At 39.2% G+C, this 16,698-nt stretch carries 10 protein-coding genes and 3 pseudogenes; 7 read left to right on the forward strand and 6 right to left on the reverse strand.

Going from position 1 to position 16,698, the window contains the following annotated elements; translation table 11 throughout:
* From EAE90_RS24290 to EAE90_RS13875, 5 genes and pseudogenes are all read left to right on the forward strand, one after another.
* The coding region (locus EAE90_RS24290; RefSeq protein WP_214053985.1) for a cytidine deaminase-like fold-containing protein at positions 1-1,853 on the forward strand (1,853 nt) is incomplete at its 5' end.
* Between the two features lies 1 nt (position 1,854).
* Positions 1,855-2,226 carry a DUF6911 family protein gene (locus tag EAE90_RS13860; protein ID WP_214053986.1) on the forward strand — a complete coding sequence of 124 codons (372 nt, stop codon included), beginning with the start codon at positions 1,855-1,857 and terminating at the stop codon, positions 2,224-2,226.
* An 80-nt stretch (positions 2,227-2,306) separates the two neighbouring features.
* Positions 2,307-4,181: pseudogene (locus tag EAE90_RS13865) on the forward strand (hemagglutinin repeat-containing protein); the annotation flags it as partial.
* 791 nt (positions 4,182-4,972) lie between these two features.
* Positions 4,973-5,413 (forward strand): hypothetical protein, encoded by a 441-nt coding sequence (locus tag EAE90_RS13870; RefSeq protein WP_246550738.1) that lies wholly within the window; start codon positions 4,973-4,975, stop codon positions 5,411-5,413.
* A 123-nt stretch (positions 5,414-5,536) separates the two neighbouring features.
* Complete coding sequence (locus tag EAE90_RS13875) at positions 5,537-5,728, forward strand: hypothetical protein (protein ID WP_214053987.1); 192 nt, start codon at positions 5,537-5,539, stop codon at positions 5,726-5,728.
* Here the strand turns inward: EAE90_RS13875 and EAE90_RS13880 are convergent.
* A pseudogene (locus EAE90_RS13880) lies at positions 5,712-5,867 on the reverse strand (IS4 family transposase); the annotation flags it as partial. The gene EAE90_RS13875 and the pseudogene EAE90_RS13880 overlap by 17 nt on opposite strands.
* A gap of 142 nt (positions 5,868-6,009) precedes the next feature.
* A complete protein-coding gene (locus tag EAE90_RS13885; RefSeq protein ID WP_052105826.1) occupies positions 6,010-6,474 on the reverse strand; it encodes an avidin/streptavidin family protein in 465 nt (154 codons plus the stop codon).
* Positions 6,475-7,491: 1,017 nt separating this feature from the next.
* Between EAE90_RS13885 and EAE90_RS23860 the strand changes: the two genes are divergently transcribed.
* Positions 7,492-7,719 carry a type II toxin-antitoxin system TacA family antitoxin gene (locus tag EAE90_RS23860; protein ID WP_214053988.1) on the forward strand — a complete coding sequence of 76 codons (228 nt, stop codon included), beginning with the start codon at positions 7,492-7,494 and terminating at the stop codon, positions 7,717-7,719.
* 289 nt (positions 7,720-8,008) lie between these two features.
* On the opposite strand, the pseudogene EAE90_RS24710 reads toward EAE90_RS23860, so the two are convergent.
* The 4 genes and pseudogenes from EAE90_RS24710 to EAE90_RS13910 form a co-directional block, all read right to left on the reverse strand.
* Positions 8,009-8,092, reverse strand: a pseudogene (locus tag EAE90_RS24710) (zinc ribbon domain-containing protein); the annotation flags it as partial.
* A 23-nt stretch (positions 8,093-8,115) separates the two neighbouring features.
* Complete coding sequence (locus EAE90_RS13900; RefSeq protein WP_214053989.1) at positions 8,116-8,301, reverse strand: hypothetical protein; 186 nt, start codon at positions 8,299-8,301, stop codon at positions 8,116-8,118.
* On the reverse strand, positions 8,302-10,347 hold the full coding sequence (locus EAE90_RS13905) for a hypothetical protein (protein WP_214053990.1): 2,046 nt from the start codon (positions 10,345-10,347) through the stop codon (positions 8,302-8,304).
* Positions 10,348-10,349: 2 nt separating this feature from the next.
* Positions 10,350-14,837, reverse strand: coding sequence for a hypothetical protein (locus EAE90_RS13910; protein ID WP_214053991.1), 4,488 nt, complete (start codon positions 14,835-14,837; stop codon positions 10,350-10,352).
* 484 nt (positions 14,838-15,321) lie between these two features.
* Between EAE90_RS13910 and EAE90_RS13915 the strand changes: the two genes are divergently transcribed.
* Positions 15,322-16,689 (forward strand): pyridoxal-phosphate dependent enzyme, encoded by a 1,368-nt coding sequence (locus EAE90_RS13915; protein ID WP_214053992.1) that lies wholly within the window; start codon positions 15,322-15,324, stop codon positions 16,687-16,689.
* Positions 16,690-16,698 lie beyond the last annotated feature (9 nt).

A 16,698-nucleotide genomic window follows, 5' to 3' on the forward strand; every position in this document is an offset into this window, starting at 1 on the left:
AGCAACAGGATGTCACCACCCTGAGCCGGGATACCGACCACGCCAATAATGCTCTCAGTCCTATCTTTGACAAAGAGAAAGAGCAGCAACGGCTGAAACAGGCCCAACTGATTGGCGAAATCAGTGCACAGGTGATTGATATCGCCAGTACCGAAGGGGCAATTATCGCCACCAAAGCAGCCCACGCTAAACTAGAGAACATCAGTGACCCGGATAGAGAAGCGGCCCGAAAGAAACTGGAAAACGCAGGCAAAACTAACATTACGCCTGAGCAAATTAAAGACCAGATTTACAAAACCGCCTATAACCAGGCATTGAATGAGTCCGGTCTTGGCACCGGAGGGAAATACCACACCGCTTTACAGGCGGCTACCGCAGCTATTCAGGGATTAGCAGGGGGGAATATTGGTCAGGCGCTGGCAGGCGGCGCTTCCCCTTACCTGGCCGGGGTGATTAAAGACCTGACTACCGACCCAAAAACTCATCAAGTCGATGTCGTCACCAATACCCTGGCCCATGCCATTCTGGGGGCAGTGGCCGCCGAAGTCAGTGGTAACAATGCGCTGGCGGGGGCAGCAGGAGCGGCGGGCGGTGAACTGGCCGCACGAGAACTGATGAAGCATATTCATGGTGAGAATGTTAAAGTCAGCGACTTAAGTGAAGAGGAAAAACAGACCATCAGCACCCTTTCCACTCTGGCGGCAGGACTGGCAGGCGGCATTGCCGGTGACTCCACCGGCAGCGCCGTCACCGGGGCCCAGGCAGGGAAGAATGCGGTGGAGAATAATTTCCTGACTGTCAAAAAGAATGATGCGTTGATCAAAGCCCTTGACGACCAAAAGGCAGGTAAAAACCTCCTGGAAGCTTCACAAAATATCGTCAGACTCACCAATGAAGACAAAGCCAGTAATGTGATGTTAGACAAATATCGCAAAGGTACATTAGATGAGAAAGGAAAACAGGAGCTGTCTGTTTTGCTCAATCAATATGGCTATGAATTGCAGACAGAATATGGTTTCTCAGGAAAAGAAGCTGCGGCGGCAATTCAGAATTTAGTTAACGGGGGAGCATTTGTTGCAGCTGCCGCAGATGCGAAAGCCTATAATGAAGCATTAAGCTATCTGAAAACATACAGCGTACATTCAGGACAAGCTGCTCTCGGAACAGATGCATTAACGATATTACCCGGCACACCAGGAACACTTATTCGGGGAAGCATTGTTACCGGAGGTTCATATCAGGCAGGTACGGGTATTGGGCAGGTTATTGACGGCAAATATGGTAGTGGCGTAGCAAATATGAGTCTGGGTTCACTGGCTATATTTGGAGGTATTGCCGGTAATAAAACCATAACCAAGCCGACAGAAGGAATCGTCTCACCAGATAAACTCACAATTCAGGAAAGCAGTAGAGTTTTAGATAAAAAAACTCATACCTCCATTCCTAAGGTCACAGCAGAGTTAACTGATAAAGAAACCGGGAAAAAATTTACTGACACTAATCAGGGAAATCGGCCAGATTACTATCTTGGTGATCAAAGTCGGCTTACACTGATCAATGGTCGGATACAAGCCAAAATAGAAAAACGGCCTAATAAAGATCTCCCTAATAGAAATATGGCAACAGCACATGCCGAGGTTGGAGCTATACAGCAAGCTTATGAGAATGGCTTAACTATGGGCCGAGATATGGAGCTGAAAGTAACGAGAGATTATATCTGTGGTTACTGTAAGGGAGATATTGCAGCAATGGCTGATAAAGCTGGGCTAAAATCACTCACAATATATGAAGAAAAATCAGGCAGCACACTATACTGGGTTCCTGGAATGAAATCGATAAAGGAGAAAAATTAAAATGAATTTTTCTATCAAGTGGATCTTAAATGGGAGAGGGGGAAAAACAAAATTTCCTATTTGGCTGGATATCGAGAAGATTCTATTAAATTTAAAAGATAAATCAGGAGTATTAGTATTAAGTGTCATCAATAATGAAACTGAGTTACAGGTAAGAACTGAAGAAGGAGACTATTTGCTCACATTAGGTGAAATAGTGGAAGATGAATATAATGTTCGTTCTTATTGGGACCCAGAAGGACTAGATCAAAAAATTAATATCTTAGGTGATTATTGGCCAGCTCGCCAACTCACAAAAGATTTCGATTTTGTTGTCAAAGTATTCAAAGAATTTTTTGATACTGGCAATGTATCAAAAGAACTTCTAAATTAAGTAACCAACCCCGGTTATTGCAAAACCGGGGCTATTTTTTCCACCCGCATTAATCCGGCAGAATAATGTTAAATTAATTCAAATCATTACATGAAACCAAAGCCGCTCTTAGCGGAGTACAGGCTGTCCAGGCAGCCCGTCTGGCCGACGCTAAAGGCGGTAGCGACAAAGCCAACAACAATCTGGTGGGCGTCAACCTCTCCTACGGCAGCCAGTCCTCCCGGTCAGAGCTGAAACAGCACCAGACTACTCAACAGGGCAGCAGCCTGATGACTGGGGATAATCTCACCCTCACCGCTTCCGGCACACCAGACCAGAACGGCGATATCCGCATTCAGGGCGGCCAGTTGCAGGCGGGCAAAGACCTGCAACTCAATGCCAGCCGGGATATCCAGCTCTCATCCAGCCAGAACACCGAACAGACCACCGGCAAAAACAGCTGTCGCGGCAGCTCACTAGGAGTCGGTTTGACTGCCGGACCGGGGGGCACGGGTATCAATCTCTCCGCCAGTGTTAACCGCGGCAAAGGCCGTGAAAGCGGCAACGGCGTCAGCCATAATGAAACTACGCTGGATGCGGGACAAACCGTCACCCTCAACGCCGGCCGGGATGCCTCGCTCAAAGGCGCTCAGGTCAGCGGCGAACAGATTACCGCCGACGTCAAACGACACCTGACGCTCAGCAGCGAGCAGGACAGCAATCGCTACGATATGAAGCAGCAGAACGCCAGTGCCGGTGTCAGTATTACTCTCGGTCCACAACCTAGCGGTTCATTGAACCTGAGCGCCAGCCGCGACAAAATCCACAGCAACTTCGACTCCGTACAGGAACAGACCGGGCTGTTTGCCGGTAAAGGCGGCTATCAAGTGAAAGTGGGTGAACACACCCAGCTTGACGGCGCAGTCATTGCCAGTACCGCAGACAAAGACAAAAACACCCTCGATACCGGCACTCTCGGCTTTGGCGATATCAAAAACAAAGCGGATTTTAAAACCGAACACCACAGCGTGAGTATCAGCACAGGTGGCTCAGCAGGCGGCATGTTCCTCAGTAATCTGGCGGCCAATACCCTGGGCGGCGTTAACCGGGAAGGCCATGACCAAAGCACCACTCACGCCGCGGTCAGCGACGGCACCCTGATTATCCGGGATAAAGACAACCAGCAACAGATCACCACCCTGAGCCGGGATACCGACCACGCCAATAACGCTCTCAGTCCTATCTTTGACAAAGAGAAAGAGCAGCAACGGCTGAAACAGGCCCAACTGATTGGCGAAATCAGTGCGCAGGTGATTGATATCGCCAGCACCGAAGGAGCAATTATCGCCACCAAAGCGGCCCACGCTAAACTAGAGAACATCAGTGACCCGGATAGAGAAGCGGCCCGAAAGAAACTGGAAAACGCAGGCAAAACTAACATTACGCCTGAGCAAATTAAAGACCAGATTTACAAAACCGCCTATAACCAGGCATTGAATGAGTCCGGTCTTGGCACCGGAGGGAAATACCACACCGCTTTACAGGCGGCTACCGCAGCTATTCAGGGACTCGCGGGCGGAAATATTGGTCAGGCACTGGCGGGCGGCGCTTCCCCTTACCTGGCCGGGGTGATTAAAGACCTGACTACCGACCCAAAAACTCATCAAGTCGATGTCGTCACCAATACCCTGGCCCATGCCATTCTGGGGGCAGTGGCCGCCGAAGTCAGTGGTAACAATGCGCTGGCGGGTGCGGCAGGAGCAGCGGGCGGTGAACTGGCCGCACGAGAACTGATGAAGCATATTCATGGTGAGAATGTTAAAGTCAGCGACTTAAGTGAAGAGGAAAAACAGACCATCAGCACTCTTTCTACCCTGGCGGCAGGACTGGCAGGCGGCATTGCCGGTGACTCTACCGGCAGCGCCATCACCGGGGCCCAGGCCGGGAAGAATGCGGTTGAGAATAATGCACTAAGTGATATTGTCGAACGTCAGCTATCTGGCGAATCACAGGCTGATAAATACCAAAAAGCGTTAAAACAAATTGAAGCGGCGGAGGTAGAACTTAAGGTACAGCACTGTGCAGGGCTTAGCTCTGATGCTTGTTCGGCCAAAATAGATGCCTACCGGGCAGAACTCTTTAAAGGAGCGACATCTTTCGGAATTGACTTCGTTCCGATTGCTGGTGATATCAAGAGTTTTGCAGAAGCTCAGAGTGCGATAGACTATCTAGCGGCAGTTGTCGGTCTAGTGCCTGTTGCAGGTGATGCCGCAGGCAAAGCCATTAAAGCGGCAGAAAAAGCCTTAGTAAAAGGGGATGTTACCGAAGCCTCTAAGTTAATTAACAAAGCCAGTGATGAAATCCAGGCTGTTAAGGCGCTCGACGTTGGCTCCTATAAGGAATTGAAATCTCGTGCAGTCGTGGGGGATGGACTAGAGCATGATCATATTCCGTCATTTGCAGCACTTAGAAAAGCAAAAGAAAATGAGTTGGGAAGAAAGCTAACCCCCGCAGAGGAAAAAACTTTATATCAAAATGCAACAGCCGTTGAAATTCCACGGGATGCACATAAAGCCAGCCCGACTTATGGAGGTAAAAATACTCCAGCTCAAGTCCAGAAAGACGCACAGGATCTTTGTGGTGCTGTATGCCGTGATACCGAAGCTTTGAGACGTAATATGATAGAACGTGGTTATGACCCTAAATTAGTTGATGATGCGGTACGACAGATCGTAGAACGTAATCGAAGTAAAGGAGTAATGAAATAATGTTGAAATTACAAGAAATTATAGCTTTGCTTGGGTGCTCGAAGCTTGATCGTCGTTTTGATTTATTAGCTCAAGAAATTAATGAGATGCCTGATGTTTCCCCTGATATTTTAGGAGAAAGGATTTATTATTCTTTTTATAGTTCAGGAATTTTACTTTTGCTAGAGAATAATATTATAGATCAAATTACTTTCTTTATAGAACCTAGTGAAGGCTTTACTGGTTATATCGGCGAGCTACCAGAAGGTATAGAACTAAAGGGAAAAGAGTCCGAATTTATTGAAATCATGGGAACACCAACTTCAAGCGGAGGAGGTAAACCAGATATGCTGTTGGGATACATTAATCGATGGATAAAATATGTAAGAAATAATTACGTATTACATATTGAATTCAATAAAAACAACTTCATAAGTAAGCTTTCTCTAATGCTGAAATAAGATTAATCCCGACTATGTGAACCGCCCCCCGAAAGTTGGACACCCAACAAGTAGGGGAAAGTTCTGTATGAAGAAGTACGGGAAGCATTCGCTCACATTTAAATGGGTACCGCTTTATCAAACGTGGTAGAACAAAGCAAACAGCCCAGTAAAGGCTTACTCTCCAAATCCTCCGTCGAAACCCACGACGAAGTGCATGAACGCCGCGCACAGAGCACCACGCTCAGTGGCGACCGCGTGACTGTACAGAAGGGATATCCACCCCAGCAACGGCAATCACGCCCAAGGAGAGTTGTCAGGTTAACACCGAGATAATATGGTTAAAAATCAGGGGAATATCATTATGAAGTGACGCATTCCCCAACAGACGATCTACACGTTTTATTTTGTTTTTAACCTGAGTCCGCCCCGGCAAAAATCGCCCGCTCCTAGCCAATGTCAGTGATGCCCCTCTGGTCAACATGGCTGTGGCTTGACGAACAGGCATGGCAGTGATTTCGCTGAAATTATTGGCGCTATCAGTAGATTACATCACGTCATGCCTGCCCCATTTTTTCTGAGTATTCCTCAACGCACGGCGGCGGGGAGATTAAGTTTTATTTGTTTATTCTATGGAATGTATCCGTTCCTGAGTTTATTGATGCCCATTGGTCTTTAATATCATCAGGTCTACTGGTCATCATCCATAAGGTAGTAATTTTTTCTGGAAAACTATTTTTGGCCGTTGTTGGCTGCGTTGTTACAATGAAAGGTGAATTTATATCAATTTGACCTACCCATGAAGTTATCGCAGCATATTCATCCCAATTCACAAGAAAGACAATGAGGTTTCCACATATGTTCCCTGTGATACTTCCTGTCGTTGAACCTCCTCCGGCGCTTACAGCGCTAATATATTTACCTGTAAAAAATACGCTTTTATTTGGCTGTATAATTTCTATTGTAGAACCAAGTTCGTTAGCCCATTTTCCTGATATGTCCACATTGTTATTATCTATGTTATCTAAGCCGATCATTCCCTTTGTCGCGACAGATTTTCTAATTATTTCTTCAAGTAACATAGGTCCTCTCCACTAAGTATGATTGAACTTTTTTTGGTGTCTTAATGACAATTATAAGTATAATTCATATCTTTTATCTTTCGTGTTGTTTTGTTGAAGAAAATTAACTTGCTGATATATATGAATTTATAATCCAATGACACGCTGATAAATATATATTATGTAGAGTAATTTATTATAGAAATAATGGCAAAATGGTTTTATTTAATTAGAAAATTATTTTCTTCCATAGTCGGAATGAAACATTGATTTTTTTAGCGATTAAATATGTCTCACCACATAAAAAATAATAAAAAATCACTCTTTTTAATCTAAAAATAGTTTTATGAATTTATTACCTTAGTTTATTGTTTTAATATCTTTGAATATGATGTGCGTTAATTGATTTTAATCCTAGATCACATTAAAGACATAAAAAGCAGCATAGTTTAAATCAAATCGTAGTCTAGACTGATTAAAACAATATAAAGCCGTTTAATCCAGCGTATTTTACAGCTTTACATAACAAATGAAAAACAATAACACCGCAATTAACTAAACTTGTATTCTGCTAAATCATTCACTTGAACTTTTTTATTACCGATTATTTAACTGGTTTATGGCAAAGTTTATACCATTTAAAAACGTTATTAAAGTCGGTTCCTTTGGAAAAACAGATTGTTTGATTAAATTATTCATATGTTTATCTACCTTTTTTCCAGGAATATGAATATTAACAAAACCCATTTCTTCTTATTTTTCACTAAAAGATTTATGATGGGCAGGTTTTAAACTACTATTAAAAGTCATTTTTTAATCTCCGGTTTTAATCGGCATAAAGTTTTAACCGTTATTTTTATAGCTTATGACAATGAGAAAACATCTAACTTTCAGTTCATTAAAAAACTTTCCCTGTCGTGCTGATTTCTTTTTAACTTTCCGTTAATGGTTAATGGGCTTCGATTAAATGTCATTAACTGCTCTGCTAAAAAGTGGCATTTATTATGTGAATCCAAGTGTATATAAAAATTTAAAGATGTGGTAAAAACCACAGCATCTTTTTTTAATATCGAATATGACTTTTCATTAATACAAACAGTAAGTAAAGAGGCTAAGAAAGTGATTAAAGAAAATTCTAAAATCATCTTATTACCAGAAGATAAGAAGTTAATCCTCGATCTATTGAATAATCCTCCAAGTCCTAATGATAAATTAAAAGCTGCTGATAAACATTTGACTAATAGTACACACGAATTTAATGAATAATGCCAAACATCACGGCCGCAACGCTGAAACCGAAGCGAGTTCCATTCTGGAAGAATCGTAAAAGTCGAAAGCCGGATCAAGTTAGGATCGGTGCTCGCTGAGATTGGCCACCACACGAAATTGACCGATAAGGAGCTCACAGCCATTGAACAGATGCGTGATAAAGCACCTGACAAGCCGATAAGTTTTGAATGACCATACTGGATAGTGACTGCTCCCCGCCGTAAAAAACGGCGAGGCTACCCGCTAATGGACGGCCGTCAGACGTAATCGGGCCTTGCCGCGGTTAGCGGTTTTCTTTTGCTGTATGACCACAACCAACGCATTTCTGGCTGGTATACGCTGGTGGGACAGCTATCACCTGACCACCCCGTGTATTCAAGCTGGCGGCGCATTTCAGCCCTGATCCAGTGACGTTGTGAAACACTCTACAGGGCTAACGTCCCGCCGAAATCCCTCTCCCACTTTATGTCGGCGGGAGTAGCCTTTCGAAGGGAAAGATAGCACCGTGACTTTTAGCATAGCCTCGGTGCCGCCGGTGTAATCCTTCCGCTTTTTCGGAGAAAATCTTTTAATTTCCACTTAGTTTTCAATGTATATCTTAGCTATTTTCTCAAATAAAGAACTTTTACTGACTTCCCTTAACCTCAATATATCGTTGGTAAAAGAACGTAGGAAAATAGATGTGATATTTTGTTCCATAGCATTTATCTGTTTGCCCTCTTTATCCATAGTCAGAATATTGTAAATTAAGTTCTCTTTCGCAATCGTTTGATTAGGTGAATTACATGGTGATACAAAATACAATAAGTCATCTCCCCTCGGTTGAAGATAAATATGTTCATACTGACTATTCTGTTTAGGCGCTAAGTAATAGGGCAAAACTGTTTCAATCGGATTACATACCCTATTTACTAAATTTTCATCTTCCAAAGCATACTCAATATTATCTATTTTCTGATTACCGATGATCCTGGGAATTCTATCCGAGTGATATCGGCTAAGAAAAACTTCTTCAACATTATCAAATAAATAAAAAGAATCATTATAAAGACTTGATATTTTCTTCATAAATTCGCATTTTTCCTCAAGGGCCGTCTTACTCTTTACAAGTGAATGTTCATTGATGAAAAGCGTTTTATTATGAATATTAATACCAACTATTGAAGCCAGTATTTCCTTATTTTTCTTATATTCTTCTGTAATCCTAATATACACAAGAGTTATCTTTAAATCTGGAAGGTCAATATTTTCAATTTTTTTCTCCTTGAAAACTCTCTCTTTTAGCCAAAGTTCACTCTTGATCTTTTGGATTTTTGTACGTATTTTATTGCTTAGTTTTTCCAGTCCGGTCTCCTTATCGTTTTCCACAATATTATTATCTAAATCTATACCCTGAATAACTGTTTCACCTTGCGCTTCAAACCTATAGTGTTTTAATTTCGAATAGTAATCCAATTCAGCATCTTCTATTCCTTTTTCTCCAATATGCTTAAATGCATCCCATGTCGTGTTTTTAATTTCACCTTTGACCAATATACTGGTTTTAGCGCCATCATCCAATGAATTGAGAACCAAATAGTTTTTATTTTTATCCAATGTATTAAAATCTTTAGCAGAGGAATAAGTTAATTCTTTTAGTTCAAATACTTCCTTAATCTCTTTTTCCAAAAACATTTTAGATTTACTATCAGCAGAATGCTTTGGAATTCTGGCATCTATTAATACCAGAGGATGTAATAAATTTTTATTAACCGTGATAAAATCATGAAGGACATAATCAGCTTTAAAGTATCTTTCACTAAAAGAGATCTCAGCATGATTTAATAGTTCTTTTATTTTTTGTATAATCAAGTTTTGAACATAATTTTTACTATTTCGATATCCTTTCATAAATCGCATGAATTTTTTCTTAGAGTGTTCATTGGTATTGATATTATCTGTTACCTGAAAATTATTCTCTTTAGTTCTAAATAATAATTGAATTTCTTCTGTATTATATGAATCCACATTGTATGAATCCACTTTTTTTTCAATTCTAAAAGCCTTTCTATGTAAATTTACAACTAACTCTTTTTGATAAATGCAATGAAAACACGGATAAAAAGTATCAATTATATTACCACGTTTTTCTGCTGATAAATAAATTCGTGAATTATAAAATTTAGGTTCTATTTCATAATTCTCTTCAAGCTCTTTTAGAAAAATTCTTTTAATATGCAATCCCACAATCGCAGAAAAAACATTGCATAAAAATTTGCTATTTTCTTCAAATTTATCAATAAACCCTTTTATGTCATATTCTTGGTCGGAAAGATAAAAAAAGTGAACTACTTTACTACTCCAAAAACTATCGTAAAACACTTTTTCTGATGAATTTAAATTTAATTTTTTCCTTATGATTTTTTGTATTTCCTTATCTACTTTAGCATAGAAGTCTTTGTCTCTTTCTCCTTCTTCTTTAATAAAACTCTTCTGACCGTGAGTAATATATAATCCACTACCATCATCTACTTCAAATAGCTTCTCTATATTCCCAGAAATACTCCCGTCAATGTCTAAAATATTAGTTTTAGCTACAGGAGAAACGCCAGAACAATCATCAACAAGATTAACCAATTTCATCATTATCAACCACCTTGTAATAAATTTAAAATTTGTTTATTAATACGAATTTCTTTAACTAACTTACTTCCTGAACCTATACGAAAATCTTGGTCATAATCTTGCTTTTTATTTTCATACCCAAAGTATTCTTTAAATAAATTAAGATAATAAATTTTACTATCTGGCGATATTTCTTGCTCAAGATTTAATGGATTATTTTCCATGCGAGTATTTAAATATACGAACTTAACTGATTCATATTTATTATCAATATAACTTAAAATAGTTTCAGCTTTTCTTTGAGCATTATTATGCGTTTTTAACGATTGATATCTTTTATCTAAAGTAGATGACCAATTCTTTGTATCAACACAAATTAAATGCTTATCCACCTCAATATAAAAATCAAACAATTCATAAGCTTTTTTTCCTATTTTTTCACTCAATAATTTAGGATCTATTGACTGACAATTATGTAGTCTAGCTAAAAGTAGGGTAAATAAATATTCACCCATATTCCCTTTGAGCAATGGAATAAAAAAAGGATGTGGAATGCAATCTTTAAACACATTCCTGCTTAGAATTACAATTTCTTTTAAAAGATGTGTGACATGTTCATCTTTTCTACCATCAACTCGATTACCAATACCTGAAAATATCCATTCCTTAGGATGATATATTGAATAGCCATGTTCAATATCCGTTAACGTCACTATCCCATCTTCAAGATTTTTAATACTTAACTTCAACTGTGGAGTCGTAGAGATATCAATATATAGCACATCAACTGCATCCATCATTGTTTGGTATTTTTGAACATGAGGATTTGACTTTAATTTTTCTACGTAGTTTGACGGAGACGTAATGCTTTCAATAGATCTCAGTTGTTCGTTAAACGTAATTGCATCAATATTGCCTTCCCTTGCATATGACAATATCTGTGGCACAAAATCTTCAAAAAATTCCTCAAGTAATATCGAATTTTGAGCTATTTTCTCCTCAAATAATTCTCTTTCTTCACCTGATTTAAAACTACAGATAGATCTTTCTTTTTCGCATAACAGCATAAATTGATAATTCAATAAAGACATGCTCTCTAATATAGGTCGATTTTTCTTAATGCGAGTAAATTGATTAAACAGAACTATTCCATCCTCTACAGCACTATCCGGAATAAATATCTCTGTATTTATCTTCGTATCTTTACGCTCAACACGACCAATAGCTTGCATTAAATCTTTTAGTTTAGAGATCCTATGTTCACGCATTAAGAACTGGTAATCTTCACCACTTGATAAATTGATATCAAAATCCTTTAGAAATTTTTCCTCATCTGAATCAGAACATTGTTTCATTAACAGTAAATAGTTTTGCAACGAGTGAAGTGTTCTATCATTTGTTTTTTCATCCTTAATGATTGCACTCCAGAATGGCGCACTCGTTAATACTAAACGCTCAAAATCCTCCTCAAATAAATCCCCACCTTCTTCTGGATAAGTAAGAAAATAATTTAACCCTGTACCAGCACTTTTATAAGATGAGAGTAATACAATTTTCGTATTTTTATCCTTTATATGGATGAAGTCTCTAATATTACACGCTTTACGTAATTCCGCATCAAATAAAATTACACGGATCTTAGGTTTATTTGCAAAAGGTAAATACTCAAATATTTTCCATGAACTATGCACTTTTTTGATATTCTTAATTTTTACTTCTGTTCTGGAAAAATATTTTTTCAGTTTGCGCTGAAAGCGGTTACTCAATGCCAAACTCATCGTATGCTTGCCTTGATAAGCAGCAAGGAGCATAGAACAAAGCTGACGTTCAAATTCTATTTTTTGATAGCTATTTAAACTCTTTTTAAAATTTTTATCCAAACCATAAAGTTCGTCCCTAAGAAAATTAAATTTTATTTTAAAACTCTCATCAAAATCCTTGCAAAAATCAAATAAAGGAAGATCTGAATTAAATACACCAAAGTCGATAGTTCTCAGTTCCGCTCGTTTATCCCGCAGAGAAGCCAATAACGCAATATCAGTACCACTTCGCTCAATGATTTGAATAGCTAAGTTATTTGGTTTACCCGCGCAAAATCGTCGTAAGAAATTACGATTATATTGCCCTGAATAAGTTTCAGCAAAACCTGTCGTCGCACTGAGACAAATTACGCTATTTCTTGTGTTATAGAGGCTACGGAGCAAAGCCACTTCGGGCTGCTCTTTAATAAGATCAAGAGTAAAATTTATATACGTGAGATTACTTAATGTCTCGTCTTGAAACTCTAATTCTTTCATCCGCTCTATGGTAAATACGGTTTTAGACTGAAAATATGTATAAAAGTGAGAAATCAACATTTCTTCCGACGCAGGATGTTCGAACATTTGTTTCAGTTCATTCCTGATTTTTCCTGCTTTCTGTATAAATTTATACATCAAAAAGTTTTGACTACTATCCCCCGCCTGTTTAAGTGATTTCGCAAATTGTGAACGATTGGAAATCTTCGCAGCAGCAGCCAGTACTACCATCGCAAGTTGATAAGTATCGTGAAGAGAAGGATTTTTATCTCGATTATCCGTAGAATAATATAGTTGACAACCACTTCCTCTATGCACAAATTCAATTTTCACTTTCTTTAGTGATTCTTCATTAAAAAAACGTTTAGGAGAAAAACTAAATACATTTCTGGTAATATTAATGACTTGTTCAATATCATCACCCTTAATTTGAACAAAATCGATATTACCAGAAAAAAGTTTAAGTAAAGACTCCAAGTTTTGTTCAATAGTGCCTTCTAAAGATAGCTCGCAATTCTTTTCCAAATATGCCTTGATATCATTAATAAATTCATTTTTCTCAGAGAGAAAAGGTAAATATGACATCTTAGCAACATCAATATCTTTCACTTGTTGTAATAGACGGTAAGTTACCGCAAAAACATGAACAAGTTGTACTTTATCATCAATTAAATTCACACTACGCGAATTTGAGAAAATTCGGTAAGCCTCATGTTCTTCATCAATCACTAATGTAAAACTGATATTGTGTTTTCTAAAATAGTTTTCGTCGTCGATCTTAAAAAACTCTGTCTTTAAATATTCAATCTGTTCTGCAACAGGAGATTCTAAAAAAGCACTTAATGTATTGTCCGTCAGTTTCTTTTTCCCACCAATTAAGTAATCAAAAGGTATCGATTTTACAATATATTTACCTAGCTTATTTATCCGTGGCATTTTAATCGGCCTGTCAAATTTGCTAGTCGTCGCCAGCAGAATACAAGGCGAAACCATCGCTGCCGCCATTGGTATACAATGAAAGATAATTTCTTTACGCAACAGTTCAATCTTATTCTCTGCTCCCATAATAGCAGGTAGATTAATGGCCGACTCTTGTCGGTTTAAAGCAGCCTCAGATAACTCATCAAGCACCCTCGTTAAATTAGATTTACACTTTTTAAGCTGATCTTCATGATCCTGAATAAGATCAGCGTCATCACCTTGCTGTTTTTGTATTAGAATTTGCTTTTCAATATTCTCTATCGTTTTAACAATAATAGCTAAATTATTGGCTTTCGATGCTAGCGGTGAGTTTTTCGCTCTTTTTTCCCATGTTAAATAACGTTTTTTATTCTCAATAATTTCCCCGTTGCAATCTTCAACCCAGTTTACAAAGTTCAAGTCTCTCAGATCTTCTTGGCTGTAAAGACCAAGAAATTCAATGCCTTTTTTCTTCGCCTTTTTAATCAACTTTTTGTCAAAATCAATCTGTGATTTCTGGGGAGTAACAAATAAAAAATTAGTAAAATCACTGCTTTTCACATTAACAGCAACCGATTCAATGTAACGGCTAAGTACTCCATAACTCTTACCAAAACCCGTTCCGTCATTTGAAAATACCAGTGTCGGGTGATCATTTTGATATACGTTATAGAGCTCAGATAATTGAGATCTCAGTACATTAATGTCATCTTTAAGATGCTGTGGCGCTCTCTTATCTTCTAAATAATTAGCAAGGATAGATTTTTCTGACATATGAGTTATGCCACACGGCTGATATTTTCCATCTAAGTGAATAATCAATTTTTGGCGATATAATTCTTGTATAATGTTTCTTTGTGATCGACTTAATTGCAGAGAAAAATGAGTAACAACATCATCTACCAACCATCCCGACTCAAAAAGTTGATTAGCTTCTAAAAGCGCCTCTTTATCTTTCTTTGTTAGCGTTTTATAAGATACGCATAATGTAAAATCGTCTTTAGAAGCTGTTTTGTCCTTCATCGGCAAAGCGACTTTGCGGGCCTTATCTCTACTTGTTTGGTATAGGAATCCCATCTTTGCAAGCTCAAACATGATGCTAATAACTGTCGCCTCATCGTGTTTAAGATCTTGTCTGATATCCTCCAAGATCTCAGCATGTTCATCAATGACACCATCTAATCTTTTAAATAATTCCAATTTCTCATACGCAATATCAAAAAGTTTTTCTTTTAAGGTTTCAGACCACCTCATTCATGAAATCTCTTCTGGTTTATTTTTGCACGATCAAACTCTACACAAAATGCATATAATTTTCCAGAATAAAAACAGAGGACAGAAGAGAGAAGACAGAGGACAGAAGAAAACAGGAGGATATTATTTTAAAATCATAACAGAGTCTAAAAGTAAATAAGATGAAAATAGCTATCATCTTATTTATGGAATATTTTCAAAACCTGAATACTTCTTAGATTAATAACTAAGTTATCGAAGTATAAATTGCTGATAAAAATCATCGTTTTTATTCTGATTAGCTCCCGACTGTAAATTAAATGGTTTTATTTATTTCACTCTTTAATAAATTGGGAAATCTAAACGTCTATACTTCTTAACATCTAAAATAAAACTAATATATTCCTTTTGGCTATATATGGTTGCTATTCATTCTTTCAAACAAATACATATACAGAGTTATCCTCCATAACTATCTGAATACAACGGATTATCTGGATATGATATGACCACATCACGCTCTGTTCTCGATATGATTGGCAATACCCCGTTGCTGGAGTTAACGCATCTGAATACCGGTCAATGTCAATTATTTATTAAGCTGGAAAATCAAAATCCCGGTGGCTCTATTAAAGATCGCGTTGCTCTTTCCATGATCGAGCAGGCGGAAGAACAGGGATTACTTCAACCTGGTGGTACGATTATCGAAGCCACGGCTGGCAATACCGGCATCGGGTTGGCACTGGTCGCCGCCTTGAAAGGCTATAAATTGATTCTGGTTGTTCCAGATAAGATGAGCCGGGAGAAGGTGTTTCATCTGCGTGCACTGGGCACCGATGTACGTCTTACCCGTTCTGATGTTAGCAAAGGTCATCCAGAGTATTATCAAGATTATGCCCTGCGTCTGGCGCGAGAGATCCCCGGTGCTTTTTATATCGATCAGTTCAACAATCCAGCTAACTCAGCAGCGCACACTACCACTACCGGACCGGAAATCTGGCAGCAAATGGACCACAATGTCGATGCCGTGGTGATTGGTGTCGGGTCCGGCGGTACGCTTGGCGGCTTGAGTCACTATTTCGCTCAAGTTTCACCGGAAACTGAGTTTGTTCTGGCCGATCCAAATGGTTCTATCCTGGTGGACTATATCGAACGCGGCAAATATGGTGAAGCCGGGAGCTGGCAGGTAGAAGGCATCGGCGAAGATTTTATTCCTCCTCTGGGCGATTTTAGTCGAGTGCGCCATGCATACCGTGTCAGTGATGCAGAAGCTTTTTCCAGTGCCCGTGATCTGTTGCTCAAGGAAGGTGTGCTGGCAGGCTCTTCCAGCGGTACTTTGCTCGCCGCCGCACTGCGCTACTGCCGTGCGCAAACCACTCCCAAACGTGTGGTTACGCTAGCATGTGACAGTGGAAACAAGTATCTGTCAAAAATGTTTAATGATTATTGGATGCTGGAGCAGGGATTCCAATCGCGTGTGCAACAGCACGATCTCAGCGATTATATTACTTATCGCTATCAGGATGGCGCTACGGTTTTTATATCGCCAGAAGATACGTTGAAAACCGCTCATACCCGCATGCGCTTATATGAGATTTCACAATTACCGGTGCTGAAAGGAGAGCAAGTAGTCGGCATTATTGATGAGTGGGATTTGATGCATTCCGTGCAGGCTGATCCACGCAATTTTAGTCTGCCCGTTAGCCACGCTATGACTCATCAGGTGAAAACGCTGGATAAAAGCGCTTCTTTGCAACAATTGATGGCAACTTTCGACGCCGGACATGTGGCGCTGATCGTCGATAATGGCCGTTTTCTTGGGCTGATAACTCGCACAGATGTGCTGAACGCATGGCGTCAGCAACTTAATTGATTTTTTAGG

It is taken from the genome of Photorhabdus caribbeanensis (assembly GCF_018448885.1).
Classification (GTDB): Bacteria; Pseudomonadota; Gammaproteobacteria; order Enterobacterales; family Enterobacteriaceae; genus Photorhabdus; species Photorhabdus caribbeanensis.

What these genes read in the sequence shown, in the direction of transcription:
- EAE90_RS13915 (WP_214053992.1), top strand. Translation starts at nt 15,322, where the DNA reads ATGACCACATCACGCTCTGTTCTCGATATGATTGGCAATACCCCGTTG.
- EAE90_RS13885 (WP_052105826.1), bottom strand. Translation starts at nt 6,474, where the DNA reads ATGTTACTTGAAGAAATAATTAGAAAATCTGTCGCGACAAAGGGAATG.
- EAE90_RS13905 (WP_214053990.1), bottom strand. Translation starts at nt 10,347, where the DNA reads ATGATGAAATTGGTTAATCTTGTTGATGATTGTTCTGGCGTTTCTCCT.
- EAE90_RS13910 (WP_214053991.1), bottom strand. Translation starts at nt 14,837, where the DNA reads ATGAGGTGGTCTGAAACCTTAAAAGAAAAACTTTTTGATATTGCGTAT.
- EAE90_RS13860 (WP_214053986.1), top strand. Translation starts at nt 1,855, where the DNA reads ATGAATTTTTCTATCAAGTGGATCTTAAATGGGAGAGGGGGAAAAACA.
- EAE90_RS13870 (WP_246550738.1), top strand. Translation starts at nt 4,973, where the DNA reads ATGTTGAAATTACAAGAAATTATAGCTTTGCTTGGGTGCTCGAAGCTT.